The following is a 26,966-nucleotide window of genomic DNA, read 5'->3' as shown; positions in this document are numbered from 1 at the left end:
CCTACACCACAACCGGCCGGTATCAGCCCTTGCGGGTGGCGCCCACCGACGGCGGTTCGGTGCCCCGGCCGGTGCCCCAGGACGAGGGCTCGGTGGACAGCCGGTGGGCCAGCTTCCCGCCGTGGGCCACCTGGTCCCAGTCCAGCCAAGTCCGCGCCACGTTCCGGCCGTTCAGCGACACACTCCGGACATACCGCTTGGTGTCGCTCGCGCCCGGCGCGGTGACCGTGAGCGTGCCGCCCTGCCGGGTGCCGTAGTGCCCGATACGGACCACGGCCGAGGAGAACTGCGGGCTGGACAGGGCGAGGAAGTCCCCGCCGCTCATCGTCGGGTACAGACCCAGCGAGGAGAAGACGTACCAGGCCGACATGGTGCCGAGGTCGTCATTGCCGGTCATCCCGTCCGGCCCGGTGGTGAACAGCGTCATCGCCGCCCGCACCACGGTCGCCGCCTTCGCGGGCGCGCCCGCCCACAGATACATGTACGGGGCGTGCAGATCGGGCTCGTTGTTGGGGTTGTAGGTGGGCTTGCCGTAGTAGTCGTACGGGGCGGAGATCCAGTCCTTACGGGCGGTGCCCGCCGGGTCGGTGAGCAGCCTGCCGTAGGCGAAGAAGTCGTCCAGCCGCTTCTCGGTCGCGCTCCTGCCGCCCATAAGCCCCACGAGCCCGGCCGGGTCCTGCGGCACCAGCCACTGGTACTGGTAGGCGCCGCCCTCGTGGAACTGCCGGCCCGCCTCCACCGGGTCGTACGGGGTCACCCACGCGCCGTCGGCCGTGCGCGGCCGGAACTGCCCGATCGAGGCGTCCCACAGCGTGCGGTACGTCTGGCCGCGCTCGGCGAACATCCGGGCGTCGGCGCGGTGGCCGAGCCCGCGCGCCATCAGGGCGAGCGCGGCGTCCGCGGCCGAGTACTCCAGGGTGGCCGAGGCGGGGTGGACGCAGTCGTTGTCGCCGCCCTTGTCGGCGCAGTCGGTGCCGAGCTTCAGCCCCGAGGGGACGTAGCCCAGCTCGCGGTAATAGTCCACTCCGGAGCGGCCGTTGTAGGGCGAGTCGGCGGGCGGGGTGCTGGTGGCGTTCTTCTTCAGCAGCGCGTACGCCTCGTCCTCGTGCCCGGCCAGCAGGCCCTTGGACCACGCCTCGACGAGGAAGGGGGTCACCGGGTCACCCGTCATGATGTTGGTCTCGCTGTTGGCCAGCGCCCAGCGCGGCAGCCAGCCGCCGTCCCGGCCGATGGCGACCACCGACAGCGCGACATCGCGGGCCACCCCCGGCTCCACCATCTCCAGCAGCTGGTTCTGCGGCCGGTAGGTGTCCCACAGCGAGAAGTTCTGGTACGGGGTGTAGCCGGAGGCGGTGTGGGTCGCGCCGTCGAAACCGGTGTAGCGGCCGTCCACGTCGCCCGCCACATTGGGGTGCAGCTGGGCGTGGTACAGCGCGGTGTAGAAGGCGCGCTGCCGCTCCTCGGTGCCGCCGCCGACCCGGATCGCGTCGAGCTTCTTCCGCCAGGTGTCGTGCAGCGCGGCGCGGGTGGCGTCGAAGTCGTAGGAGTCCCCGGTCTCCGCCGCGAGATTCTTCCGGGCACCCTCGGGGCCGGTGTACGACAGCCCGACCTTGACCACGACATCCCGGTCCTCGGTCGCGTCGAAGGTGGCCCAGGCGCCGTTGCCGCCCTCTCCGGCCGCCTCGCGGGAGCCGGGGGTGGGGGTGGTGCCGCGCCAGGTGCCGTAGGAGGCGAAGGGGCGGTCGAAGGTGGCGGTGAAGTAGACGGTGTGCCGGTCCTTCCCGGCGCAGAAGTTCCCGGCCTCGACCCGGCCCTCGACGGTCCGGTCGCCGACCACGCGGATCTCGGAGCCGAAGACCTTCTGATTGGCCTTGCCGGTGTTGAACAGGACGTTGGCCGCGCCGGTGGCCGGGAAGGTGTAGCGCTGCCAGCCGGTGCGCTGGGTGGCGGTCAGCTCGGCGTCGATGCCGTAGGACTTCAGGCCCACCCGGTAGTAGCCCGGGGTGGCCTCCTCGTCGTCATGGCTGTAGGTGGAGCGGTAGTGCTCCGGGTCCACGTCGCTGACCGCGCCGGTCGTCGGCATGATGGGCAGCTCGCCCGCCACCCCGCAGCCGACGCCGGACAGATGGGTCTGGCTGAAGCCGTGGATGGCGTCCTGGTCGTAGTCGTAGCCGCCCTGGCCGCCGGTGTCCGGGCTGACCTGGACCATGCCGAACGGGGCGCTCGCCCCGGGGAAGGTGTTGCCGAAGTTCTCGGTGCCCACGAACTGATGGACCAGCGAGGTGGGGTCGGCCGGAGGGGACGTGGCCGAGGGTGCGGCCGCCGCGCCCGGTGGTCCCAGCAGACCGCCGCCCAGCAGCGCCGCCGCCATCACGCCCGCGACCGTGCCCGCAGCGCGCGCACGGATTCCACCGATCAGCGACCGCATGGGACGCACCTCCGTATGACAACGTTGTCCGACCAGGGTCGCGAAACTTTGGCACGGGGGCTGGGCGGTGTCAATGACCCGCGCGCGGGCGGGTCATTGACGGAAGGGCCGACGACACCGCCCGCGCACAGGGCCGTGGCGTCCGGGCGCGCGGGTGGGGCTATCGCTTGTCGCGCTGCCCGTCGGCGAGCTGACGGGACGTATGGCCCGCGCCCGCGCCCCGCTGGGCCCGCTCGGCGATGCTCGGGAACAGCCCGCCGATGGCGCTGCCCAGGCGCAGTTCCAGCGGGGCCACGTTCACCTCGGCCCGGTTCCGCTCGACCGCCCGGATCGTCGCGGCCGCCACCCGCCGGGAGGAGACCGTACGGACCCCGGTGGGCAGGGATGTGCCCGCGTCGGCGAACATCCCGGCGTCGCCCACGAATCCGGGCTGCACCAGCGAGACCCCGACCCCCGTGCCGTGCAGATCCTGCCGCAGCCCGAGGGCGAAACCGCGCAGCCCGAACTTGGCCGCGTTGTAGAGCGCCGCGCCGGGGGAGGCCGTACGGCCCGACAGCGAGCCGATCATCACCAGGTGTCCGGAGCCCGCCTCCACCATGCGCGGTGCCATCAGCCGGGACAGCAGGATCGGTGCGCGCAGATTGACATCGAGGGCGCGGTCCAGCTCCTCCGGCCGGTAGTCCAGGACCGGGCCGCTGGCGGGCAGCGCGGCGTTGGCGATGACGATTCGGGCGTCCGCCGCCTCCTCGACGAGCCGCTCCACATCGGACCGTTCGGCCAGATCGGCGACGATCACCCGGCCGCCCAGCCGCTCGGCCAGCGGCCGCAGCACCTCCTCACGGCGGCCGGTGAGCAGCAGCTTGGCGCCCTTGGCCGCGAACGCGCGGGCCAGTGTCTGGCCGATGCCGCCGGTGGCCCCGGTGAGCAGGACGGTCGTGCCGGCGATCCGCATGCGATCTCCTCCGGTTACGGTCGAGTACGTTCCGGGCACGGTACTGCGTATGCGCTCCGCGCCGGGCATGGGCCCGCCCCCGTACGCACGCGGCGGCCCGCGACGGCGTGTCCCCCGGCCCGTACGCGTCGGCGGCCGTGGGTCTCCGGGCCCCGGGAGCGGGCCGTTCCGGTGAGGTGCCGCATCGGGGTGGCTGGGGGTGTCCGGCGGGCCACGCGGCGGGGCAGGGGCCTCGCCCCTGGACCCCGGGGTCTGGGGCGGAGCCCCCACGCGGCGGAGCCGCACATCGACGCTGCGAGGGAAGGGGCGGGTAGGGGGAAGCACCGATATGCGGCTCCGCCGCGTGGCCCGCCGCAGGCGTACGCGTACCGCCGGACGCCCCTTACCCCTCGCGGGGAGCAGGGGTGCCCAGGCCGTAGACGCGGCGGGCGTTGTCCGCGCCCAGCAGCGCGGCCACCCGGCGGGCGTCGCGTCGGGACCAGGCGCCCTCCGCCACCCAGTGGGTCAGCAGCGCGGTCAGCGCCTCCCGGAAGAGCCGCGCCCCCACCACATACAGTTCGGGCAGCCCGTAGGCGTCGGTCGAGAAGAGCACCTTGCCGAACGGGGCGAGCTCCAGCATCTCGGCGAGCACCGCCCCGGCCCGCGCCCCGGTGTGCGACAGGGCCAGCCCCACATCGGCGTACACATGCGGGAAGACGGCGGCCAGATAGGCGGCGCCGCGGTGGTACGGATAGCCGTGCAGCAGGATCAGCGTGCAGCCCGTGGGGCGCACGGCGCGGATGAAGTCGGTGAGGGCGAGCGGATCGCAGCGGTCCAGCCGCAGATCGGGATCGCCGAACCCGGTGTGCAGTTGCAGCGGCAGCCCGGTGTACGCCGCCGACCACAGCAGATGGCGCAGCAGCACGGGGTCGGTGACCCGGGCGGCGGCGGTGCCGCCCTGGGCGCGCCGGGCCAGCCAGTGTTCGGCGGCGGTGTGGACGGCGCCGGGGCCCGGCGGATCGGGCTCGAAGTCCAGGCCGTAGCGGTAGGCGGCCACCGACTTGAAACCGGTCGCCGTACGGGCCGCCTCCCGGATCCCGTCCGCCACTCCGGTCAGGAAGTCGTCGGCGGTCAGCGAGGTGTCGGCGATCCGCTCCGCCAGCTGCTCAAGACGGACGATCTCATGCGCGGTGCCGCCCGCCGCCAGGGCCAGCTCCTGAGGGCTGGTCAGATTGCCCGGCAGCCCGGTGTCCACCAGGAACTCGCTGATCCCGGCGGCGCTCAGCAGCCGCCGGGTCACCTCCCGCGCGCCCAGCTCGCGCCGCCGGGCGAGGTAGGGGGCGGGCGGGCAGTGCGGTTCGAGGTCCAGCAGCGGCGGACACCAGCGGCGCACCGCGAACCCCAGCTGGCTGTCGAAGAAGGTGGTGCCGAGCGCGGCGGGCGCGTCGGATTCGGTCAGGAACGCCTCGAATTCGGCCGAGCCCAGCTCGGAGCGGACCACCCCATGGCAGTGGTGGTCCACCAGGGGCGGCAGCGGCGGCTCGGTCGGATCCGTCTGCTCGGCGGCCTCCATCGGTCAGTACCGCCTCCGGGTCGCGACGGCGATCTCGCGCGGGGACGACTTCTCGAACAGCGCGGCCTCCGCCCGGCGCACCGCGGCGATGGACTCGAAGAGCGGATCGCCCAGCGCCTCGCGCAGCACGGCCGAGTCCTCGAAGTGCTCAAGCGCCGTCAGCAGCGAGGTGGGCAGCCGCCGCTCGCGTCCCTCGGCGGCCGGGTCCCCGGAGACGGGCGGGGGGAGCGAGAGCCCGGCGTCCAGCCCGCCGAGGCCCGCGGCGATGACCGCGCCCGCCACCAGGTAGGGGTTGGCCGCCGGGTCGAAGGACTTGATCTCGGCGTTGGAGGCCCCCGGGTCGTCCGGCGCGCCGGTGATGAAGCGCACCGCGGCCTCCCGGTTCTCCAGGCCCCAGCACTGGTACGCCCCGGCCCAGCGGGAGGGTTCGAGCCGGAGGTAGCTCGCGGGGGAGGGGGCGCCGATGGCGAGCAGGGCGGGCAGCTCGCGCAGCACCCCGGCGAGGAACGCCTCGGCCGTCGCGGTCATGCCGTTGGGCCCGTCGCCGTCCCGGCACAGATTGCGGTCCCCCTGCCACAGGCTCAGATGGAGATGGGCGCCGTTGCCGACCCCGCCCGGGTCCACCACCGGGCCGAACATGGGGTTGAACCCGGCGCGCCCGGAGCACGCCCGGATCGTCTCCCGCACCAGGACGGCCAGATCGGCCGCGCCGACCGGATCGGCGGGTGCCAGGGAGACCTCGAACTGCCCGGGGGAGTACTCGGGGTGGAGCTGGTGCACCTCGGCCTGCTGCGCCTCCAGCGCGCCGAGCAGATCGGCGAGGTAGTCGGCGAGGTCGACCACCCGCGCCATGCCGTAGGCGGGGCCCGCGGTGGGGTAGCGCGGCGGGTCCTGGTCCGGGTCGCCCGTGGTGACGACCCACTCGGTCTCGAACCCCATGCGCACGGTCAGCCCCCGCTTCCGCGCCTGCTCGGCCATCCGCCGGGCGAACAGCCGCTGGCAGACGGGGTGCGCCCGGCCCTCCTGGTCGTACCGGTCGACCGGGGCCCAGGCCCAGCCGGGCTGCGCGGCCAGCGGGGTGAGCCGGTCCAGGTCGGGGAGGAGCCGCAGATCCCCGTCCGGGCCGCCGACATGGCGGCTGGTGGTCATGGAGTCGTCCACGAGATAGACGTCGAAGACGGGGGACATCCCGACCCCGCGCCGCGCGGCATGGGGCAGCCGCGCGGTGGGCACGGACTTCACCCGGGTCAGACCCGCGTTGTCCACCCAGGTCAGCGCGATGGCCTGGATGCCGTTCGCGGTGAGCCGCTCGGCCTCCTGCCGAGCTCGTGCGTATGCCTGCTCGCGATCCCCGGTCCCCATGGGCGCCTCCTCAGCCACGTCCTGTACGCCGAGACTATTGCCTGCGGACGTTCCTGTGGTGACGCATTGTCCCGATCGCATACGGGGTGTGACGGTGGCTTATGCCGGTCGGTGGTTGACATGACCGGCCGTGGCGTCGAGGGGGGTCGGCCCGCCCGCCGAGGCGTCCGGTTTCGGCCAGGTAGCGGAGGCCGCCTACGTCACCTGGCCCCCTCCCGGAGGATGTCGGCGAGGGAGGCGAGATACATCTCGATGGCCTGGCCGGGTTCGCGCACCCGGCGGCCCGACAACTTCCCGATCTTCTCCAGCCGGTACAGCAGGGTGTTCCGGTGGATGTGCAGCCGCTCGGCGACCCGGACCAGCGACAGGCCGCCTTCCGCCCAGCCGATCAGCGTCTCCCGCAGCGTCGGCCAGTCCGGCTGCTCGCGCAGCCGCCCCAGCACCGCCTCGGTGAACCGGGCCCGGTCGTGGGGCGGTATCGAGCCCAGCAGATGCGGCACCCGCAGCTCCGAGGCGATGAAGACCCGCTCCCCGGGGAAGACCGCCGGTCCGGTGCGCAGCGCCGTCGCCGCGTCGCGATAGGAGGCGTGCATCCCGGCCGCCCCGGCCCCCGGTTCGCCGACGGCCATCCGGCCGTCCAGACCATGGCGCTCCGCGAGCAGCGCCAGCAGGTGCTCGCACCGTTCGGGCAGCCTCTCCGGGGCCGCGCGCCCTTCGTGCGCGACGGCCAGCACCGCGTACCGCCCCGCGGTCTGCTCGCCCGCCACGTCCTGGCGGTCGCGGAACACCTCCCGCACCGTCCGCAGCACCGTCAGCCGGGACACCGCCGCGGGGCCCTCGTCCGCCCGGCCCGGCGCGCCCGCCGAGCGCACCTCCAGCAGCACCGCGCTGCGGGCCGCCCCGGGCGAGAGCCCCAGCTCGACCGCGCGGGCGGCCACCGCGTCCGGGCCGACCACCTCGGGGTCGTAGAGCGCGATGTCCCGGACGAAGTCGTCGACCGCCCGCTCATGGAGCATCCGCGAGCGCAGCAGCGCCGCCTCCTCCAGCAGGATCTCGGTCTGCCGCCGCACCACCAGGCCGAAGCGGTGCACCTCCTCGGGCACCCCGGTCAGACAGACGGTGCCGATCACCTCCTCCCCGACGGTGATCGGCAGGCTCATCCCGGGCCGTACGCCCCGCATCCGGCCCGCCTGCTCGGCGCTGTGGGTGGCGGGGCGCCCGGTGCGCACCACCTCCAGGGACGCCTCGTGGACGGTGCCGACGCGCGCGAGGTCGCCACAGCCGATGACGACCGCCCCGGGATCGGTGATCAGTACATTGAAACCGGTGATCCGCCCGATGTCGCGGGCGATCTCCTGTGCCAGCTCCGGCGTCAGTATGGGAGGGCCGCCGCGCGGGCCGCCAAGGTGGTCCATGGGCGGATCGTACAGACGCACCCGCTCTCAGGTCGATGTCTTCATACGCTTCGAACGATGACCGGGGACCCGTCGCTGCATACCGTCTTCCGTCAACACCACCGGGCGCCCCGCACCGCCCGGCCATCCGTCCCCTCCTCCCCAGGAGCCCTCCTCAGGAGACGGCCATGAGCACAGCATCCCTGGAGAAGTCCCGTCCCACCCGCACTCACTGGTTGATCACGCTGTACGCCGGCGGCGGCGAGTTCTGCGACGGCTACATCCTCAGCATCATCGGCGTCGCGCTTCCGCTCCTCACCGCCGACTACCACCTCAACTCCTTCGACGCCGGAGTGGTCGGCTCCGCCTCCCTGATCGGCATGTTCGCCGGTGGCCTGGTCTTCGGCTATGTCACCGACCGGGTCGGGCGGCAGAAGGTCTATCTCTTCGACATCGCCGCCTTCATCCTGCTCTCCGCGGCCCAGTTCTTCGTCACCGATCCCTGGCAGCTCACCGTGCTGCGCTTCCTCATGGGCATCGCCATCGGTGCCGACTTCGCGATCGCGGGCACCATCGCCTCCGAGTTCGCGCCGCGGAACTCCCGGGGACCGCTGCTGGTCATCATGGTCACCATGTGGTCGGTCGGCGCCGCCGTCGCGTACGTCGTCGGCTGGGCGATGCTGTCCTCCGGCCACGACGACTGGCGCTGGATGCTCGCGAGCAGCGCGATACCCGCCGTCCTCATCCTGCTGCTGCGCTTCGGCACCCCCGAGTCCCCGCGCTGGCTGCTCAGCAAGGGCCGCGGCCAGGAAGCGGAGGCCGTGCTGAAGCAGATGCTCGGCCCGGACGCGAGCCTGGACGACCTGGAGGCCGACACCGCCTCGCGCACCCGCTACGGCGACATCTTCCGCGGCGCCTATCTGCGGCGGACCGTCTTCGTCAGCGTCTTCTGGGCGTGTCAGCTGCTGCCGATCTACGCCATCACCACCTACGAACCCACCATCCTGTCCTCCTTCGGACTGGCCGACGGCAACGACTCCTACCTGGGCTCGGTCGTGGTGCAGATCTTCTTCGTGCTCGGCTCGCTCTCGGGGATCCTGGTCATCAACAAGGGGCGGCGCACCCTGCTCCTGTGGAGCTTCGGCCTCTCCGCGATCCCCCTGCTCTGCCTGGCGGCCTTCGCCCACCCCTCACCGGCCGTCGTGATCGTCCTCTTCGCGGCCTTCGGAGTGGCGTGCTTCTCCAGCCAGTGCCTCCAGGCCATCTACCCCTCCGAGCTGTTCCCGACCGGGGTCCGGGCCACCGCCAACGGGTTCGCCACCGGCATCAGCCGGGTCGGCGCCGCCATCGGCACCTGGGGAGCGCCCGTCGTCCTCGACCACAGCACCCGGCTGGCCATGCTCCTCGGCGCGGTGATCTGCGCCATCGGCTGGGGAACGTCGTACATCCTCGCCCCGGAGACCAGCGGGCTCACCCTCGCCGACGCCAGTGCGGCGGATACGGACCACAGCCGTCGCGGGCGGCTGCGGGCCCGCCGTGACGCCTCCTCGACCACCCCGTCCCCCGCGGTGAAGGAGCCCTCATGACCTTTCCGGACACCCCGCCCTCCACGGTCACGATCATCGGCGGCGGAGTCGTCGGCCTGGCCTGTGCCCACTACCTCAGTGGCGCCGGGCTGCGGGTCACCGTCCTCGAACGCGACCGGCTGGGCAGCGGCGCGTCCCGTGGCAACGCCGGGGAGGTCTGCCCCGACCTGGTCGAACCGCTGGCCGCGCCCGGTGTCATCGGTACGGCGCTGCGCGGGCTGCACCGCCGGGACAGCGCGCTGGCGATCCACCCCCCGGCCGGTGCCGAACTGCTGCGGTTCCTCGTCCGGTTCGGGATGCGGGCCACCTCGCGCCACTACGCGCGGGGGGCCGCCGCCCTCGGCGCGCTCGCGAGGGGCACCTTCGGGCTCTTCGAGGAGCTGGAGGCGGCCGGGGTGGACGGGGAGGCGCACAAGGACGGCTTCCTGTTCGCCTTCCCCTCCCGGGAGTACGCCGCCGAGGCGCTCGCCGCCTTCCGCCGGCTGGACGCGCCCATCGCGCCCGGCGGTGTGCTGGAGGGGGCCCGCCTCGCGGCGGCGGAGCCCTCGCTCACCGAGGGCGCGCGGGCGGGGTTCGTGGTGGAGCGTCAGTGGTCCCTGGATCCCTCGCTCTTCGTGGACCGGCTCGCCGAGCGGCTGCGGAGCGACGGTGTGGAACTGGTCGAGGGGGCACGGGTCTCATCGATCGTGGACCGCTCCGACCGGACCGAGGTCCGCACCTCGGCGGGCACCTTCCGCGCCGACACGGTGGTCATCGCGGCGGGCATCGGCTCGCGGGAGCTGGTGCGCGGGCTCGGCAAGGACATCGACCTGGTGGCGGGCAAGGGCTACAGCTTCTCGGTGGCGGCCGAGCCGCCGCCCTCCCGTCTGGTCCACCTCGGCGCGGCCAAGGTGGTGCTCACGCCGATGGGCAAGCGGGTCCGGGTCGCCGGGACGATGGAGTTCGAGCGCGACGCCGACCGGTTCCGGCAGCGGCGCATCGAGGCCATCGTCGCCGCCGCGCGTCCGTATCTGCGCCATGCCGACTGGGACGACCGCCAGGAGGAGTGGGTCGGGCCGCGGCCCATGACCCCCGACGGGCTGCCGCTGATCGGTCCGGTGCCGGGCCATCCCCGGGTGCTGCTGGCCACCGGCCACAACATGCTCGGGCTGATGCTCGCGCCCGCCACCGGCCGGCTGGTGGCCGGACTGCTGACGGGTACGGCGGATCCTGGGCTTTCCTCCACTTTCGCCCCGGTACGGAACATTCGTCGGTACTCTTGGCGTGTACATGGCGCTCACTGAAGCGCCCTGACACCCAAGGAGCTTGCAGTGGTCAGTCGCAGAACCCTGCTCACGAGCACACTGGGCATCACCGGCGGCCTTCTCCTCCCCACGGCGGGCGCCGACGCGGCGCCCGCCGACTGGTCCCGGGCGGTGGTGGACTCCACCATCGCCCGCAAACCGGACCCCACGACCCTCGGCGGCTGGGGCTACACCCAAGGGCTCTTCCTGCTCGGCGCCTACCGCGTCTACCAGCGGGTCAAGGAGCCCTCGTACCTGGCGTACATCAAGGGGTGGGTGGACAACTTCGTCGACGCCGACGGCCATATGAGCCGGACCTTCGACAACCTGGACGCGATGCAGTCCGGCAATCTGCTGCTGATCCTCCACCAGGAGACCGGCGATCCGCGCTACCGGACCGCCGCCGACCAGATCCGGGCCCGCATCACCACCTATCCGCGCACCGCGGACGGCGGGATGTGGCACGCCACCGGCAAGACCAACGAGTTGTGGGGCGACGGGGTCTTCATGGCCCAGCCGTTCCTGCTGCGCTACGGCATCGCCTACGGCGACGAGTCGTTCGCGTACGAGGAGGTCACCAGGAACCTCTCGGTGTACTTCCGCCACCTCAAGGCGGCCAACGGGCTGATCTACCACGCCTATGACGCCGACGGCGACGCCCCCTGGAAGCCCGACCCCACCACCGGCACCTCCGCCCACTTCTGGGCACGGGCCATCGGCTGGACCGCGATGACCCATGTCGAGGTGCTGGAGCTGCTCCCCGCGAAACACCCGCGCCGCGCCGAACTGATCGGCAACATAGGGCACTTGGCGAAGGGCTTCACGCGCTACCAGGATCCGGCCACCGGTCGCTGGTTCCAGGTCGTCGACAAGGCCGGCGACCCCGGCAACTGGACCGAGACCTCCGCCTCCAGCATGTACACCCTGATGCTGCACGCCGCCCTGGAACACGGCTGGATCAGCGGCGGCGGCTACTCCGCGGCGGCCCGCAGGGGCTATCAGGGCGTGCTGAAGAAGGTGTCGGTCGGCTCCGACGGGCTGACGAACATCACCGACATCAGCGAGGGCACCAACGTCGGGGACCTGGCCTACTACCTCGGCCGCAAGCGCAATACGAACGACCTCCACGGTCTGGGCGCCTTCCTGCTGATGAACGAGCGGCTCGCGCACTGACGCACGTGTACGGTCGCGCCCCGGGGGAGCGCGACCGTACGCGTGGCGGCCGCTACTTCAGTCCCACCTCGAAGACCTTGTCCGCGCCGTCCGGCTCCCCGCCGTTGTTGTCCGCGTTCGTCGTGGACAGCCACAGCGTGTTCTCGCCCGGCACGGTCTCCACGGTGCGCAGCCGCCCGTAGGAGCTGGTGTAGTACGCCTTCGGGGTGCCCGCGCTGGTCCCGTCCACCGGGATCCGCCACAGCCGCTCACCGCGCAGCGCCGCCATGTACAGCGCGCCGTCGGCGTAGGTGACCCCGCTGGGCGAGGCGTCGCCGACCGACCACTGGCGCTTGGGGCTGGTCATCCCGGAGGTGGAGCACTCGCCCTCGCAGACCGGCCAGCCGTAGTTCTTGCCGGATTCGATCAGGTTGAGCTCGTCGTACTTGCTGTTGCCGAGCTCGGCCTCCCACAGCCGGCCCTGCGGATCCCAGGTGATGCCCTGCGGATTGCGGTGGCCGTACGAGTAGACGAGGGTGCCGAACGGATTGCCCGGGGCCGGTTTGCCGTCCGTGGTCATCCGCAGGATCTTCCCGTTGAGGGAGTTCTTGTCCTGCGCGAGGTCGGGTGTCTGCGCCTCGCCGGTGGTGGCGTAGAGATAGCCGTCCGGGCCGAACTTGAGGCGTCCGCCGTTGTGGTACTTGTTCTTCTTGATGCCGGTGACGATCGCCTTGTAGCCGCTGAGCGAGGAGCCGTCGTAGGTCATCCTGGCGATGCGGTTGCCGTCGGACGCGGTGTGCATCAGGTAGATGGCGTGGTCGCTGCTCCAGTTCGGGGAGACCGCGAGGCCCATCAGCCCGCCCTCACCGCCGGTGGTCACCACATTGGGCACCGTGCCCACCTGCGTCCTGGTGCCCGACTGGGTGAGCTTGTACAGCTTGAAGGAATCGCGCTCGGTGATCAGCGCCGAGCCGTCGGGCAGCCAGCTGAGCCCCCAGGGGATGCTCCAGCCGGACGAGACGGTCTTGATGTCCGACGGGGCGGAGTCGGCCCGCGCCGGTGCCGCGTTGCCCGCGCCCGTCTGGGTGAGCAGCAGCCCGGCCGCGAGTGCGGTGGTCGCGGCCGCGGCCACGAGGGTGTTCCGGTGACTCTTCATCGCGCGTCCTCCTACTGGAGCTTGTACGCCTTGAAGTTTCGGGTGAGCAGATACGTGGTCTGGAGGCCGCTGCTGTTCAGGCTCCGGTAGATGCCCCACTTGGGCCGCAGGTAGTTCTTGCCGCGCCACAGGTCCAGGCCGGTGCGCTTGTACGAGGCGACTTCTCTGCCGTCGGTGGTCACCGACCAGTCGGCGTACGCACCCGAGTCGGCCGCCTTGACCTCGACCGACACATCGCTCCACTTGCCCTGGATCGGCGCCAGGTCCGCGGCGCCGGCCTCGGTGAGATTGTCGTCGTCGTCCGACGTCCGTATCTCGACCTTCGGGCCGTCGCTGTGCTGGTGCAGCGACATGGTGAACAGCGGGGCGGCCACGTCCCCCACCTTGATCTGCATGATGTGGGTGAAGCCGGTGGTCGCGTCCAGGGTGTCCGGCACATACATCTGGTACTGGATCCGCCAGGTCTCGTTCTTGAGGATCTTGACGGCGGATCCGCCCTGCTTCATGCCCCTGACCTCTTGGCGCTGGCGGTCGGTGCTGGTGTCGACGTCCTTGGGGTAGTGGATGTCGGTGCGGAAACCGTCCTGGTACGGGTAGATGTGGGTGACGCCGGGGTGGGAGTCGGCGCGGTCGTCCTCGGCGCCCTCGAACGCGGAGGCGACGCTCGCCCCCGACGCGGGGTTCCACTTGAGGCTCCAGGACGCGGCCGGCGCCTGCGGGGACCGCTCGGCGCCATAGGCGACCGCGGCCGGGGCGATCAGCGCGGCAGTGGCCGCGAGGGTCAGGGCGGTGCGCGGTAAGAGCGGTGGACGCTCCATCAAGGATTCTCCTGTCTGATCCTTGTTCACATCGAGGGACAGTAAGGAAAGTTTCCTAATGCGTCAACAGGTTCAGCCGCGCGTCACCCGGAAGACGACCGTGCCGTGTGCGGGTACCGAGGCGCTGATCGAGCCGCTCGTGGTGGAGGTGGCCTTCGACCACAGGTCCTTCAGGCGGTACGAGGAGGAGCCGCCGAGACCGATCGCGCTCGCCGTCGTCGAGATCGTCTTGCTGGACGAGTTCTCGTTGAGCAGCGCCACGGCGCGGTCGCCGTTCGCCAGCTGCTTGGTGTACACGGTCTTTCCGCCGCTGGAGGAGACGATGGTGGCCTGTTTGCCCAGGGTGTCCTGGTCGAGCGCGATGATGTCGGTGTTCTTCAGGATCGACTGGGTGGTGGCGGAGGCGTCGCGGATGTCGCTGCCGATCAGCAGCGGCGCCGCCATCATCGCCCACAGGCTGAAGTGGGTGCGGTACTCGGTGGCGGTCATCCCGCCGTTGCCGACCTCCAGCATGTCGGGGTCGTTCCAGTGGCCGGGCCCCGCGTACTGCGCCAGGTCGTCGTTGATGTGCAGCTTGTCGATCATGCTGGACCACTTGTCGCTGATGTCGCCGGTGGTCCGCCAGGAGTTGCCGACCGGCTCACCCCAGGTCCACACCTTGGGGTTGGTCTGGCCCCATTCGCACAGCGAGTAGACGATCGGCCGGCCGGTGGCGGCGAGCGCGTCCCGCATGGCCTTGTAGCGCTGCTGGGCGTCGACGCCCTGGTTGTTGCAGTTGTCGTACTTGAGGTAGTCCACGCCCCAGGAGGCGAACTGTTTGGCGTCCTGCTTCTCGTGGTTCAGTCCGCCCGGGAAGCCGTTCGCCCCGTTGCAGGTCTTGGTGCCGGCGCTGGTGTAGATCCCGAACTTCAGCCCCTTGGCGTGCACATAGTCCGCCACGGCCTTGATGCCGTTCGGGAAGCGGGTGCGGTTGGGCACCAGAGCGCCGTCCGAGTCCCGGGTGGGCTCGGCCCAGCAGTCGTCGATGTTGACGTAGGTGTAGCCGGCGTCCTTGAAGCCGAGCCTGATGAACGCGTCGGCGATGCCCTTGACCATGGACTCGTTGAAGGAGGCGTCGCAGTGCGTGGCGTTCCAGTTGTTGAAGCCCATCGGGGGCGTACGGGCCACGCCGTTGTCGAGCGCCGCGGCCTGTGTCGCGCCCGTGATGAGGCCGGCGGTGAGGGCTCCGGCGGCGACCGTGGTGACCGCGGTGGCGGTTGCGAGACAGGAGCGGAGTCTGCGCAATCGTGCCGATCTCTGCATGATCATCTCCTTTGGGTGTGACAATGCATCGCGGAAGGTAGGAGGTATGGCGCGATGAGTCAAGGATTGGTGTGGACCAAGAGCGGGATCTGATGGGGCTTCAGCGATGAGAATGCGCCAACTACCTGTGGATTCAGCTTGGTTGGCTCAGCTTGATTCTCTTATGTGTGGCGGGGCCATCGAAAGAGATCGGAGGACTTTTTGATGCACGCTTCTTGACCGCACCCCGACCGCTGGTGACCCTGCAACAGAACGGAACATCACCACGCTCCATCCCTCCATCGGCATTCACAGCTCGGAGAAGGAGCCCTCATGGGCCACAGATCGCGCCGCCGCTTTGGCGCCTGGCCGGCCGCCGTGCTGTCGGCCGTCATCGCCCTCGCCCTCACCCTCACCGGTCCCACCCCGGCGCGGGCCGAGGTCACCAACCCCCGGCAGCAGTGGCTGCGCCAGTCCCAGGCGGGGCTCTTCCTGCACTGGGGCATGCGCACCTCGCCCGGCTACACCAGCTGCTCCGCCTGGGAGAAGGCGGTCACCGACGGCGGCTGGGACGCGGACTACTGGGTGGCCGAGGCCAAGAAGCTGCACGCCTCCTACCTGGTGCTCGCCTCCTTCCACAGCCGATTGGGCTATGCGCGGGCCTGGCCGTCCGCCATCCCCGGAAGCTGCTCCACCAAGCGGGACTTCCTCGGCGAGCTGATCGACGCGGCGAGCGCCCAGGGGCTGAAGGTCATGCTCTACATGACCAACGATCCGCAGTGGCATGCCGAAGGCGGCCACGAATGGCTCGACTCGGCGGCCTACTCGTCGTACAAGGGCCATGACGTCGACCTGACCACGCGCGACGGCTTCGGCGAGTACTCCTACGACAACTTCGTGGAAGTGATGCGGAAGTACCCCGGGCTGTCCGGGTTCTGGATCGACAACGACAACGACTACTGGATCGACCACGGGCTCTACGAGAAGATCCGCGCGGACCGTCCCGGCTGGCTGCTGAGCAACAACAACGAAGACACGCCGATCATGGACACGGTCAGCAATGAGCAGAAGACCGGGATGACCCCGGCCTACGACTACCCCCAGGCCATCTGGACCCCGCAGCCCCGGCTCACCGAGGCCTGCTTCAAGCTGCCCAGCAGCGGGGCCTGGTGGTACAGCGGCACCGACTCGGCGGTGGACCAGGGACTCACCCTCGGCCGGCTGATCAGCGACTCCGGCTCCTCCGTCAAATCCCTCATGGCCGAGACCGCCCAGGTGAACGGGCGCTTCCCCGGCAAACAGGAAGCCTTCAACAACTACGCCAAGACCTATCTCGACAAAATCTGGGGATCGCTGGACGGCACCGAGGGCGGTGGCTACTCCTACGGTGGACTCCAGCCCGGCGCCTGGAACGACGGCGCCCACGGAGTGACCACGGTGAGCACCGCCGACCCCGACCGCCACTTCGTCCACGTCCTCACCCGGCCCTCGGGCTCCACGCTGACGTTGCGGGACAACGGCTACAAGGCGACCGGCGTCACCGACTACCGCACCGGGAAGAAGCTCGACTTCCGCCAGAGCGACGGCCGGATCACCATCTCCGGCATCACGGACTGGGATCCGTACGACACCGTCCTCGCGGTCCGCACCGACGGCCGCCAGGGCATCGTCCCGCCCGGTTCCGTCACCGCGAGCGCCAGTGTCTCCGCGAGCGGCCACCCCGCCTCCGCCGTGCTCGACGGCGATCCGCAGACGTACTGGGACAACAACACCACCCTGCCCGCCTCGGTCACCCTCGATCTGCGGTCCGCGAAGAGCATCCGCTATCTGGCCGTGAACCAGCGGGAGTGGTCGGTCTCCTACGCCCGTTCCGACACCGAGCAGTCCGCCCGCATCCGCGACTACCAGGTGCACGTCTCCGACAACGGCCGCGACTGGGGCAGCCCGGTCGCCTCCGGAACGCTGCCCAGCGCCCGCGGGGTGCGGTTCATCGACATCCCCGCCACCACCAAGCGCTATGTCCGGCTCACGGTGAACAGCACCTGGGCCGCGGCCACCGACACCAAGCACTACCGCAAGCTGCTGCTGGACGAGGTGCGCATCGGATCCGCCTACCCCGGGAGCGGCCGCACCACCACCGACGGCGGGGCACCGCGGATCCGGACCGCCCGCTGACGGCCCGGCCGCCCCGTCCCGTTGATTCATCCCCCACCCAGATGGAAGGCAGGTCGAAGCCATGAACGAGACCACACCGCGCACGGCGCCCGAGACGGCGGACCGCACCCGTACGGAGGCCGGCGAGACCGCCTGGCAGACCCCCGACTACGTGGTCGTGGAGACCGCGCTGGAGGTCACCGCCTACTCGCTGAACGCCCGCTGAGCTCCCCGCCATGCGCGTGCGCGTGCTCGGCACCGCGGCGGGTGGCGGCGTACCCCAGTGGAACTGCGCGTGCCCCGGATGCTCCGGGGCACGCGCCCACCCGGGGTGGCGCCGCCGCCATGCCTCGCTCGCCGTCCAGGCCGACGAAGGCCGCTGGTACCTGGTCAACGCCACCCCCGACCTCGGCGACCAGATCGAGGACTGCCCCGAACTGCACCCCGGGCCCGAACCGCGCCGGACCCCGCTGGCCGGGGTGATCCTCACCGACGCCGAACTCGACCACACCCTCGGCATCGCCCGGCTGCGCGAGGCGGACGCCATCGAGATCGTGGCCACCGACCCGGTGCGGCACGCCCTGCTGACCGGGCTCCACCTGGGCGAGGTCCTCACCCCCTACGCCCGGCTGGACTGGCGCCCCCTCGGCCCCGGGGACCGGCCGCTCGTCGAGGGCTCGCCCCTCGCCGTCGGCGCCGTCCCCGTCTCCGCCAAACGCCCCCGCTACGCGGCTGGACGGGGCGCCCCGGACGACGACGCCTGGGTGGTCGCCCTGCGGCTGACCGACCGCGCCACCGGTCGCTCCCTCCTCTACGCCCCCGCGCTCGCCGCCTGGCCCGACACCTTCCAGCGCGCCGCCGAAGCGGCCGACTGCGTGATCGTCGACGGCACCTTCTGGTCCGATGACGAGCCCCTCACCAGCGGCTTCGGCTCGCGTACCGCCACCGCCATGGGCCATCTGCCGATCGAAGGACCGGACGGCACGGCGCACCGGCTCGCCGCACTCGAAGCGCGCACCCTGTACACCCACCTCAACAACACCAACCCCCTCAACGACCCGGCCGCGCCCCAGCACTCGGGGTTGCGGAAGCTGGGCGTCGAGGTGGCCGCCGACGGGATGGTGATCGACCTGTGAGCACCCCACGGACCCGGCTCGAGGAGCGGTTGCGCGCGGTCGCGCAGGAGCGCTACCACGACCGCCACCCCTTCAACGTACGGATGCACGCGGGCGAGCTCACCCCCGCCGAACTGCGCCGCTGGATCCTCAACCGCTTCCACTACCAGCGCCACATCCCCGTCAAGGACGCGCTGATCACCGCCAAGCTCGACACCTCACGGCTGCGCCGGATGTGGCTGCGGCGCATCCAGGACCACGACGGCGCCACCGAGGGCGAGGGCGGTATCGAGCGGTGGCTGCGGCTCGGCGAGGCCGCGGGGCTGGACCGGGACCGGCTGCTGTCGGGTGCCGAGGTGGTGCCCGGGGTGCGGCTCGCGGTCGACGGCTATGTCAACTTCTGCCGGCTGCGCGGGCCCCTGGAAGCCGTCGCCGCCTCGCTCACCGAGCTGTCCGCGCCCGGCATCATGCTCACCCGGATCGACGCCTTCGAGCGGTACTACCCCTGGATCGAGCGCGAGGGCCTGGTCTACTTCCGCAACCGGGTCGGCCAGGGGCGCCGGGACAGCACCGAGGCCCTCGACCTGGTCCTGACCTGGGCGCGGACCCCCGAGGACGAGGACCGAGCGGTGGCGGCGCTCGCCTTCAAATGCGATGTGCTGTGGTCGCTGCTGGACGCGGTCGACCACGCCGACACCAAGGACGGTCCGGGGGCCGACATCAGGGACAACCCGGGGGAGGGCATATGACCGGCCCTGGCCCCGGCACCGGGCCCGCCCCGACCGGATGGCGGCCCGCGCTGGCCCCCGCCGTGAGCCTGCGCCACGACCGGGTGCGGGACGCCGATCTGCTGGTGCTGCCCGAGCGGGTGGTGGTGCTGCGCGGCAGCGCCGCGAAGATCCTGCGGCTGTGCGACGGCGACCGCGACCTCGACGCCATCGTGGCGGAGCTTCGGAGCCGCTTCCCCGGCGCGCCCGTCGCCGAGGACGTGCCCGCCTTCCTCGACCGGCTGCGTACCCAGGGCTGGGTCCGGTGACCGCCGCGCCCCGCCCGTGGGCCCTGCTCGCCGAGCTCACCCACGGCTGTCCGCTGCACTGCCCCTACTGCTCCAACCCGCTGGAGCTGGTCCGCCGCTCCCGTGAGCTGTCCACCGCCGAGTGGGCGGAGGTGATGCGCCAGGCCGGGGAGCTGGGGGTGGTGCACACCCATCTCTCCGGCGGGGAACCGCTGTTGCGCGGCGATCTCGCCGAGATCGTCACCGCCGCCGAGTCCGCCGGGATCTACACCCAGCTCGTCACCAGCGGCGTGGGCCTGGATGGCGCCCGGCTGGCCACGCTGACCGCCGCCGGGCTGCGCAGCGTCCAGCTGTCCGTGCAGCACGCCGATCCGGCCGCCTCCGACCGGATCGCCGGGCACCGCTCGTACGCCGCCAAGGAACGCGCCGCCGCCCTGGTGCGCGCGGCCGGACTGCCGCTCGGGATCAATGTCGTCCTGCACCGCGACAACCTCGACGCGCTCGACGCCATCATCCGACGCGGCCTGGACTGGGGCGCCGACCGGATCGAGCTGGCCAACACCCAGTTCTACGGCTGGGCGCTGCGCAACCGCGACGCCCTGCTGCCCACCCGCGACCAGCTCGCCCGGGCGCGGGACACCGTCCAGCGGTGGCGGGACCGGCTGGGCGGCGCCACCGACCTGGTGTGGGTCGTGCCCGACTACTTCGACGGCGTGGCCAAGCCCTGTATGGGCGGCTGGGGCGCGGTCTCGCTGACCGTCGCGCCCGACGGCACCGTGCTGCCCTGCCCCGCCGCCGCGAGCCTGCCGGACCTGGACCCGCCCACCGTCCGCGACCACCCCCTGGAGTGGATCTGGGACCACTCGGGAGCCTTCAGCCGCTACCGGGGCGAGGAGTGGATGCGCGAGCCGTGCCGCACCTGCTCCCGCCGCGCGGAGGACTTCGGCGGCTGCCGCTGCCAGGCGTACGCCCTGACCGGCGACGCCGCCCGCACCGACCCCGCCTGTGCGCTCTCCCCGGACCACGGGGTGATCCGCGCGCTGACGACGGGCACCGGGCACCCGGCCGGAGCGGGCACCCCGGCGCCGACCGGCGGCTATGCGTACCGCAAGCCGGGAGGGTGAGGCCGGACGCGGTTTGGCGCATTCGCCCCCGCTTCCGTAAAGTTTCGCCGTTGTCCAGGGGAACAGACGAACCAAGAAAGCGGCAGCGGCGATGACGGTGACTGACGAAGGCCGGGCCGAGCGTGCCCCGGCCGAGGGGCCGGGCATCGACCCGGAGCGGCTGGCGACCTGTCTGAGCGTCCTCGCGGAACTCGACCGGCTGCCGGTCGACCACCCCGACGCGATCATGGTCCGCCGGGCCACCTCCGGGATCTACCGCAGCGTCAAGCAGCGCAGGCGCCAGGAGCGGCGGGCCGCGAAGACCGCGAACGACAAGGCCGTGACCGAGGCCACCGCCACCGGCGCCGCCGACCGGATCGACGACGAGACGCTGGGCCGCGCGCTCACCAGCTCCGTCACCACGGAGATCGCGGGCATCCTGGAGCGCCCCCGCTCCTGCTACGTCTGCAAGACCCGGTATGTCGAGGTCGACGCCTTCTACCACCAGCTGTGCCGCGACTGCGCCGCCGAGAACCGGGCCCGCCGCGACGCCCGCACCGATCTCACCGGGCGCCGTGCCCTGCTCACCGGCGGCCGGGCGAAGATCGGCATGTATATCGCGCTGCGGCTGCTGCGCGACGGCGCGCACACCACCATCACCACCCGCTTCCCGGCCGACGCCATCCGCCGCTTCAAGGCCATGCCGGACAGCGGGGCGTGGCTGCACCGGCTCAAGGTCGTCGGCATCGATCTGCGCGATCCCGCCCAGGTGATCGCGCTGGCCGACGCGGTGAGCGCCGCGGGTCCGCTGGACATACTGATCAACAACGCCGCCCAGACCGTCCGCCGCACCCCGCAGGCGTACGCGGAGCTGATAGCGGGCGAGTCCGCGCCGCTCCCCGCCGGGGAGCTCCCCGAGTCCGTGGTCCTCGGCGCCTTCGGCAGCGGCGCCCAGGCGGCCCTGCCGGCGCCCCGCGCGTCCCGGGACGGCGCCCTCACCCCGCAGGACCTCACCGCCCTCGCCCTTGAGCGCGGCTCCGCCTCACCGGCCCGGATCGAGGCCGGGACCGCGATCGACGCGGGCGGGCTGGTGCCGGACCTGGACCCGAGCAACACCTGGGTGCAGCGGGTCGGCGAGGTGGACCCGGTCGAGATGCTCGAGGTCCAGCTGTGCAATGAGACGGCGCCGTTCATCCTGGTGAGCCGGTTGCGCCCGGCGATGGCCGCCTCGCCCGCCCGGCGCAAGTACGTGGTCAACGTCTCCGCGATGGAGGGCAAGTTCGGCCGGGGCTACAAGGGCGCGGGCCATCCGCACACCAATATGGCCAAGGCCGCGCTGAACATGCTGACCCGCACCAGCGCACGCGAGATGTTCGAGTCCGACGCCATCCTGATGACGAGCGTCGACACCGGATGGATCACCGACGAGCGCCCGCACCCGGACAAGATGCGGCTGGCGGCCGAGGGCTTCCACGCCCCGCTCGACCTGGTGGACGGCGCGGCGCGGGTCTACGACCCGATCGTCCGGGGCGAGGGCGGCGAGGACCTCTTCGGCTGCTTCCTGAAGGACTACGCCCCGACGTCCTGGTAGGGACTACGCGACCCGACGCCTTGGGAGGGACCACGCGCCCCGACGTCCTGGTGACGACGGGGCACCGCGGTCCGGCGTCGGGTCACGCGCTCGCCTTGCGGTCCGCCGCCGGGGAGCGGCGGCCGGGCGAGAGGCCGAAGCGGCGGGCCAGCCGCCGCAGACGGGCGCGGGCGGCGGTCCGATAGCGCTCCCAGAGGCGGGCGGACCGGCTCGCGCGCAGCTCCTCGAAGAGCTGGTCATAGCGCCGGGCGATCGGCTCCGGGTCATAGATCCGGGAGCTCTCCAGGGCGGCCGCGCCCATCGCCCGCCGGGCCGGGGCGTCGCCCATCAGCTCCATCAGGGCGCTCGCCAGCGCGTGCTTGTCCCCGGTGGGGACGAGCCGTCCGGTGACCCCGTCCTTGATGATCTCGGCGGGGCCGAGCGGGCAGTCGGTGCTCACCACCGGCACCCCGCAGCGCATGGCCTCCACGATCGTCATCCCGAACGACTCGGCGTCCGAGGCGACCGCGACCAGCGACGCCTTGGCGAACTCCGCCTCGATGGGGGAGCGGGGCCCCATCAGCTCCGCGCTCCCGGACAGGCCCAGCCGCTCGATGCGCTCCGCGAGCCGTTCCTTCTCCGCGCCCCCGCCGTAGATCCGCAGCCGCCAGGCCGGGAACTTCGCCGCGATCTCCGCGAAGGCGTCGATCAGCAGGTCGAAGCGCTTGCCGCGGACCAGCCGCCCGGCCGCCGCGATCACCGGCTCGGTGCCCTCGGAGGGGGCGACGTCGGGGTCGGGGACGCTGTTGGGTATCGCCAGGGTCCGCACCCCCGGCATCGGCATCTTCCTGCGGTAGACCGCGGCGTCCGCCTCCGTCGTGGTGACCACGGCGTCCAGCGTGCGGTAGAACGGGGCCAGCTCCGCCCGCAGCTTCTTGCTGTGCGCCTCGTACCGCAGATGCTCCTGGGCGATGCGCAGCGCGCGGCGCGGGGCGAAGCGGGAGATGTAGACGTTCACCCCCGGCCGGGTGCCGACGATCACCTCGGCGTCGCAGCCGCGCAGATACTCCGCGACCCGCGTGTCCATCAGCCGGTTGTACTGCTTGACCCGCTTCTCGGCGGCCGGAAAGTCCCGGCTGGCCTCGAAGAACAGCGGGTCCTTCGCGTCCGCGCTCTCCGGACGCGTGTCCACCAGGGGGACCAGCCGCACGCGCGGGTCCAGGGCGAAACGCGGCGTCTCGCGGTGCCGCATGATCGAGACGATCTCGACCTCGTGGCGGTCGGCGAGCGCCGTCGCGAGGTTCATGGTCGTCCGGATCGTTCCGCCGATCCCGTAGGCGTTGTGCAGCAGGAATGCGATCTTCATGCGGTATTTTCTCCGGCCGGGTGCGTCCCCGGGGCGAGTTTCCCCCGGAAGCTGCTTGACACCTTGTCGAGGCCCGGTAAGCCCACCGCGTGAAGAAGGTGAGAGCGAGGTAAGAAGCCCCGCTCAGGACCCCGCCCGCCGCGGGCACCGCTGCGGCCTTGGCAGACTCGGGGTGTGACCAACACCGTGCTGCTCGCCGAGGACGACCGTGCCATCCGCCAGGCCCTGGAACGCGCCCTGACCCTGGAGGGGTACCGCGTCACCGCCGTGCCCGACGGGATAGAGGCGCTGGCGGCCATCCACCGCGAGCGCCCGGACGTGATCGTGCTGGACGTGATGATGCCGGGCGTGGACGGGCTCCAGGTGTGCCGGGTGCTGCGCGCCGAGGGGGACCGCACCCCCATCCTCATGCTCACCGCGCGGGTCGAGACCGCCGACCGGATCGAGGGCCTGGACGCCGGGGCCGACGACTATGTGGCCAAGCCCTTCGAGATCGAGGAGGTCTTCGCCCGGCTGCGCGCGCTGCTGCGCCGCGCCGCCCCCGCCGAACCGGCCGCGCCGGAGGACACCGCCATCGACGGGGTGCTGGAGGTCGCCGATCTGCGGCTGGACTCCTCGGCCCGGCGGGTCTGGCGCGGCGGTACGGAGCTGGAGCTGACCCGCACCGAATTCGACCTGCTGGAGCTGCTGGCCCGCAACGCGGGCATCGTCCTGGACCACACCACCATCTACGCCCGCATCTGGGGCTACGACTTCGGCCCCGGCTCGAAGAACCTCGCCGTCTACATCGGCTATCTGCGCCGCAAGGTCGATCCGGAGGGGCGCACCCCGCTGATCCACACGGTGCGCGGGGTCGGCTACAGCCTGCGGGAGGAGTGATGGTGCGGCTCCCCCCGCTCCGCCGTGGCCGGCCCAGCCTGCGGACCACCTTCGCGCTGTTGTTCTCGGCGGCGGCCACCGTGGTCACCCTGCTGGTCGGCGGGCTCAGCTATGACGCGGCGGCCGGGCTGGTGCGGGTGGACCAGCAGTCGGCGTTCGACGACGTCATCCGCGATCTGCGCAGCCAGGTCCGCAGCGATAAGGTGGACTTGCGGCAGTACCCCACGGAGGCCGTCGTGCCCGTCCCGTACGACCTGCGGGACGATCTGCGCCGGATCAGCAGGATGGACGTCCAGGTGATCAACGGCCGGGGCACGGTCTACGACGCGGGCAAGCCCCCGCTGCCGGTGATCGACGACGACCGGACGACCGCCGCCTCCAGCACCCCGGGCACCGTCCTACGGCGCGAGATCGGCATCGGCGGGGAGCAGTTCCGGATGGCCACGGTCGCCGTGGGCGACGGCACCGGCGCGATCCAGGTGGCCCAGCAGATCAGCGACACCGAGGATCTGCTGCGCGAGCTCCAGAAGCGCACCGCGCTGTTCGTGGTCGCCGTCATCCTGGCCGCCGGGCTGGCCGGCTGGTGGCTGGCCGGGCGGATCACCCGGCGGCTGGTGCGGCTGACCCGGGTCGCCGAGAGCGTGGCCGCCACCGGCCGGATGGAGGTGGCGGTGCCGGTCGCCGGGGACGACGAGGTGGGCCGCCTCGGGCGGGCCTTCGACGGCATGCTCGGACAGCTCGCGCGCTCCAAGGACGACCAGCGGCGGCTGGTCCAGGACGCCGGGCACGAACTGCGCACCCCGCTCACCTCGCTGCGTACCAACATCTCCCTGCTGCGCCGCTTCGAGGAGCTGCCGGGGCCCGCGCGCGAGGATCTGCTGGCCGATCTGGCGGGGGAGACCCGGGAGCTGACCGATCTCGTCAACGAGCTGGTGGACCTGGCGGCCGGGCAGCGGGACGACGAACCCCGTACCGAGGTCTCGCTGGAGGAGGTGGCCACCACCGCCGCGACCCTCGCCCGGCGCCGGACCGGCCGGGAGATCACCGTACGGGCCGAGGGCGACACCCGGCTGACGGGCCACCCGGCCACTCTCCAGCGCGCGGTCTCCAATCTGGTGGAGAACGCCGCCAAGTTCGACCAGGGCGGCACCGAGCCGGTCGAGGTGGTGATCAGCGGCCGCCGGGTGGAGGTACTCGACCGGGGCCCGGGCATCGCCGAGGAGGACCGCGAGCGGGTCTTCGACCGCTTCTACCGCGCGCCCGGCGCCCGCAGCCTGCCCGGTTCTGGGCTGGGCCTGGCCATCGTGCGCGAGGTCGCCCTCGCACACGGCGGCACCGTCTTCGCCCGGCCGCGACCGGGCGGGGGCGCGATACTGGGCTTCACGGTCGCCGACACCACGGAGGCGCCGTAACACCGCGCCGCGAAGCCCCCGGCCATCCTGCGTGCCGCTGTTACGGGGTGGCCCGGCGGGTCTTTCCCCTCCCCGACCCTTCCCGGCACCTGACGCTATGCGGCTCCGCCGCGTGGGGGGCTCCGCCCCAGACCCCGGGGACCATCGAACCGACCGGCGCCGCCGTGAACACCCGCACCGGGGTCTGGGCGGAGCCCCAGTTGTGGGAAGGGGCGGGGAGGGGAACAGCCCGCCGCAGGCGCCAGGACCCGCCGAACACCCCCCGTGGCTTGCCCTATGGCTTGCGGGCCACTCCCGCCCACATGTTGATGTCCGCGCTGCGGATGCTCTCCGGCCGGTCCTCGGGGTCCGGATTCCAGTGGTGGGGCTCCGACACACCCGGGTCGACCAGCTCCAGACCGTCGAAGAAGGCCCCGACCTCGCTCTGGGAGCGGGTGGTGAAGGAGATCCCGCTCTCCTTGTAGACCTGGATGACGTTCCGCCAGGTCTCCTCGGAGAAGTCATGCGTGGAGTGGGTCAGCATCAGATAGCTGCCCGGGACCAGCGGCGCCATCAGCTCGCGGATGATCTCGTACGGCTTGTCCTCCTCCGGAATGAAGTGGAAGAGCGCGTTCACGGAGATCGCCACCGGCTGGTCCAAGTCCAGCGTCTCATGCAGCTCGGGCGCGCTCATGATCCGCTGGGGATCGCGCACATCCGACTGCACATAGGCCGTACGGCCCTCGGGGGTGCCGACGAGCAGCGCCTGGGCGTAGGCCAGCACGATGGGGTCGTAGTCGGTGTAGACCACCCGGGCCTCCGGGGCGACCGCCTGGGCCACCTGGTGGAGGTTGGGCTCGGTGGGTATCCCGGTGCCTATGTCCAGGAACTGCCGGACCCCGGCCTCCCGGGCCAGCCAGCGGGTGGCGCGGTGGATGAAGGCCCGGTTGACCGTGGCGTTGAGCCGGACGGTCGGATAGACCTCCAGCACCCGCCCGGCGGCCTCCGCGTCGACCTCGTAGTGGTCCTTGCCGTTGAGGTAGAAGTCGTACATCCGAGCCGGGTGCGGCTTGGTGGTGTCGATCTGGTCAGGGGCGAGTCCGTTGTCGGTCACGCGGCCCTCCGTTCCGATGCGGTACCCGCCGAGGTGGTCAGGTTTTCTGGGCGTGTGAGCAGGAAGTCCGCGGCGCCGGCCTTGGCACCCTGGATGAACTTCTCGATTTCGTGGTGGGTGTAGATCAGGGCGGGGCCGTCCGGATCGGTCGACTGACGCAGGGCCACCCGCCCGTCGTTCAGCCTCATGACCTCTACGCAAGCACCGCCGTTGGGGCCGCTCCAGGGCTTGGCCCAGCCTTCGGTTCCCAGATGTTTGGCGGGCATGCCGTTGTACACGTGTACCTGATCCACAG

Annotated in this window: 22 protein-coding genes and 1 pseudogene; 12 read left to right on the top strand and 11 right to left on the bottom strand. The window is 71.7% G+C overall.

Translation table 11 applies throughout. From position 1 onward, the window contains the following. Positions 1–22 precede the first annotated feature (22 nt). From KHP12_RS09420 to KHP12_RS09400, 5 genes are all read right to left on the bottom strand, one after another. The gene (locus KHP12_RS09420) at positions 23–2,428 is read right to left on the bottom strand and encodes a GH92 family glycosyl hydrolase (protein ID WP_211832553.1); all 2,406 of its coding nucleotides are present in this window, start codon (positions 2,426–2,428) and stop codon (positions 23–25) included. A gap of 160 nt (positions 2,429–2,588) precedes the next feature. Continuing rightward, positions 2,589–3,380, bottom strand: coding sequence for an SDR family NAD(P)-dependent oxidoreductase (locus KHP12_RS09415; protein WP_211832551.1), 792 nt, complete (start codon positions 3,378–3,380; stop codon positions 2,589–2,591). 382 nt (positions 3,381–3,762) lie between these two features. Next, positions 3,763–4,932 (bottom strand): amidohydrolase family protein, encoded by a 1,170-nt coding sequence (locus KHP12_RS09410; RefSeq protein WP_086884322.1) that lies wholly within the window; start codon positions 4,930–4,932, stop codon positions 3,763–3,765. 3 nt (positions 4,933–4,935) lie between these two features. Then, positions 4,936–6,294, bottom strand: coding sequence for a type I glutamate--ammonia ligase (locus KHP12_RS09405; protein WP_086884321.1), 1,359 nt, complete (start codon positions 6,292–6,294; stop codon positions 4,936–4,938). A gap of 200 nt (positions 6,295–6,494) precedes the next feature. After that, complete coding sequence (locus KHP12_RS09400) at positions 6,495–7,709, bottom strand: CdaR family transcriptional regulator (protein ID WP_086884324.1); 1,215 nt, start codon at positions 7,707–7,709, stop codon at positions 6,495–6,497. Between the two features lie 167 nt (positions 7,710–7,876). Here KHP12_RS09400 and KHP12_RS09395 point away from each other — a divergent pair, with 167 nt between their 5' ends. The 3 genes from KHP12_RS09395 to KHP12_RS09385 are packed head-to-tail and all read left to right on the top strand — an operon-like array spanning position 7,877 to position 11,730. Then, complete coding sequence (locus tag KHP12_RS09395; protein WP_086884320.1) at positions 7,877–9,274, top strand: MFS transporter; 1,398 nt, start codon at positions 7,877–7,879, stop codon at positions 9,272–9,274. Beyond that, on the top strand, positions 9,271–10,557 hold the full coding sequence (locus KHP12_RS09390; RefSeq protein ID WP_211832549.1) for an NAD(P)/FAD-dependent oxidoreductase: 1,287 nt from the start codon (positions 9,271–9,273) through the stop codon (positions 10,555–10,557). Before KHP12_RS09395 ends, KHP12_RS09390 begins: the two co-directional genes overlap by 4 nt. Before the next feature lie 27 nt (positions 10,558–10,584). Beyond that, on the top strand, positions 10,585–11,730 hold the full coding sequence (locus KHP12_RS09385; protein WP_211832547.1) for a glycoside hydrolase family 88/105 protein: 1,146 nt from the start codon (positions 10,585–10,587) through the stop codon (positions 11,728–11,730). 52 nt (positions 11,731–11,782) lie between these two features. Here KHP12_RS09385 and KHP12_RS09380 read toward each other — a convergent pair whose 3' ends face one another. The 3 genes and pseudogenes from KHP12_RS09380 to KHP12_RS09370 form a co-directional block, all read right to left on the bottom strand. Next, positions 11,783–12,865, bottom strand: a complete 1,083-nt coding sequence (locus tag KHP12_RS09380; RefSeq protein WP_086884317.1) for a PQQ-dependent sugar dehydrogenase — start codon at positions 12,863–12,865, stop codon at positions 11,783–11,785. Positions 12,866–12,876: 11 nt separating this feature from the next. Further along, positions 12,877–13,683 carry a hypothetical protein gene (locus KHP12_RS09375; RefSeq protein WP_211832545.1) on the bottom strand — a complete coding sequence of 269 codons (807 nt, stop codon included), beginning with the start codon at positions 13,681–13,683 and terminating at the stop codon, positions 12,877–12,879. Between the two features lie 84 nt (positions 13,684–13,767). Beyond that, positions 13,768–14,985: pseudogene (locus KHP12_RS09370) on the bottom strand (glycoside hydrolase family 27 protein); the annotation flags it as partial. A gap of 312 nt (positions 14,986–15,297) precedes the next feature. Here KHP12_RS09370 and KHP12_RS09365 point away from each other — a divergent pair. The 7 genes from KHP12_RS09365 (at position 15,298) to KHP12_RS09335 (ending at position 21,942) form a co-directional block, all read left to right on the top strand. Continuing rightward, positions 15,298–17,139 (top strand): discoidin domain-containing protein, encoded by a 1,842-nt coding sequence (locus tag KHP12_RS09365; RefSeq protein ID WP_086884315.1) that lies wholly within the window; start codon positions 15,298–15,300, stop codon positions 17,137–17,139. A 61-nt stretch (positions 17,140–17,200) separates the two neighbouring features. Beyond that, positions 17,201–17,344: a pyrroloquinoline quinone precursor peptide PqqA gene (gene pqqA / locus KHP12_RS09360; protein ID WP_037958064.1), complete on the top strand. Its 144-nt coding sequence runs from the start codon at positions 17,201–17,203 to the stop codon at positions 17,342–17,344. A gap of 10 nt (positions 17,345–17,354) precedes the next feature. Next, positions 17,355–18,254 carry a pyrroloquinoline quinone biosynthesis protein PqqB gene (gene pqqB, locus KHP12_RS09355; RefSeq protein WP_086884314.1) on the top strand — a complete coding sequence of 300 codons (900 nt, stop codon included), beginning with the start codon at positions 17,355–17,357 and terminating at the stop codon, positions 18,252–18,254. After that, complete coding sequence (pqqC, locus tag KHP12_RS09350; RefSeq protein WP_086884313.1) at positions 18,251–18,982, top strand: pyrroloquinoline-quinone synthase PqqC; 732 nt, start codon at positions 18,251–18,253, stop codon at positions 18,980–18,982. The genes pqqB and pqqC overlap by 4 nt, the downstream gene beginning before the upstream one ends. Further along, complete coding sequence (gene pqqD / locus KHP12_RS09345; protein WP_086884312.1) at positions 18,979–19,269, top strand: pyrroloquinoline quinone biosynthesis peptide chaperone PqqD; 291 nt, start codon at positions 18,979–18,981, stop codon at positions 19,267–19,269. The genes pqqC and pqqD overlap by 4 nt, the downstream gene beginning before the upstream one ends. Beyond that, the gene (gene pqqE / locus KHP12_RS09340; RefSeq protein WP_086884311.1) at positions 19,266–20,372 is read left to right on the top strand and encodes a pyrroloquinoline quinone biosynthesis protein PqqE; all 1,107 of its coding nucleotides are present in this window, start codon (positions 19,266–19,268) and stop codon (positions 20,370–20,372) included. The genes pqqD and pqqE overlap by 4 nt, the downstream gene beginning before the upstream one ends. A gap of 91 nt (positions 20,373–20,463) precedes the next feature. Further along, positions 20,464–21,942, top strand: coding sequence for an SDR family NAD(P)-dependent oxidoreductase (locus KHP12_RS09335; RefSeq protein ID WP_086884310.1), 1,479 nt, complete (start codon positions 20,464–20,466; stop codon positions 21,940–21,942). Between the two features lie 82 nt (positions 21,943–22,024). Here the strand turns inward: KHP12_RS09335 and KHP12_RS09330 are convergent, their stop codons facing one another. Next, positions 22,025–23,287 carry a glycosyltransferase family 4 protein gene (locus KHP12_RS09330; protein ID WP_211832544.1) on the bottom strand — a complete coding sequence of 421 codons (1,263 nt, stop codon included), beginning with the start codon at positions 23,285–23,287 and terminating at the stop codon, positions 22,025–22,027. A gap of 174 nt (positions 23,288–23,461) precedes the next feature. On the opposite strand from KHP12_RS09330, the gene KHP12_RS09325 reads away from it, so the two are divergent. Further along, positions 23,462–24,166, top strand: coding sequence for a response regulator transcription factor (locus KHP12_RS09325; protein ID WP_037958047.1), 705 nt, complete (start codon positions 23,462–23,464; stop codon positions 24,164–24,166). Next, positions 24,166–25,578: a sensor histidine kinase gene (locus KHP12_RS09320; RefSeq protein ID WP_086884308.1), complete on the top strand. Its 1,413-nt coding sequence runs from the start codon at positions 24,166–24,168 to the stop codon at positions 25,576–25,578. The genes KHP12_RS09325 and KHP12_RS09320 overlap by 1 nt, the downstream gene beginning before the upstream one ends. A 274-nt stretch (positions 25,579–25,852) precedes the next feature. On the opposite strand, the gene KHP12_RS09315 is transcribed toward KHP12_RS09320, so the two are convergent. Together KHP12_RS09315 and KHP12_RS09310 are read right to left on the bottom strand one after the other, a co-directional pair. Continuing rightward, complete coding sequence (locus KHP12_RS09315; protein ID WP_086884395.1) at positions 25,853–26,671, bottom strand: SAM-dependent methyltransferase; 819 nt, start codon at positions 26,669–26,671, stop codon at positions 25,853–25,855. Beyond that, entirely contained in the window at positions 26,668–26,964 is a 297-nt protein-coding gene (locus tag KHP12_RS09310) for a DUF397 domain-containing protein (protein WP_037958038.1), read from the bottom strand. The genes KHP12_RS09315 and KHP12_RS09310 overlap by 4 nt, the downstream gene beginning before the upstream one ends. Positions 26,965–26,966 lie beyond the last annotated feature (2 nt).

The sequence above is a fragment of the Streptomyces asiaticus genome, assembly GCF_018138715.1.
Taxonomy (GTDB): domain Bacteria; phylum Actinomycetota; class Actinomycetes; order Streptomycetales; family Streptomycetaceae; genus Streptomyces; species Streptomyces asiaticus.
Note: the sequence above shows the minus strand (reverse complement) of the source record. Positions and strands in the feature narration are given on the sequence as shown.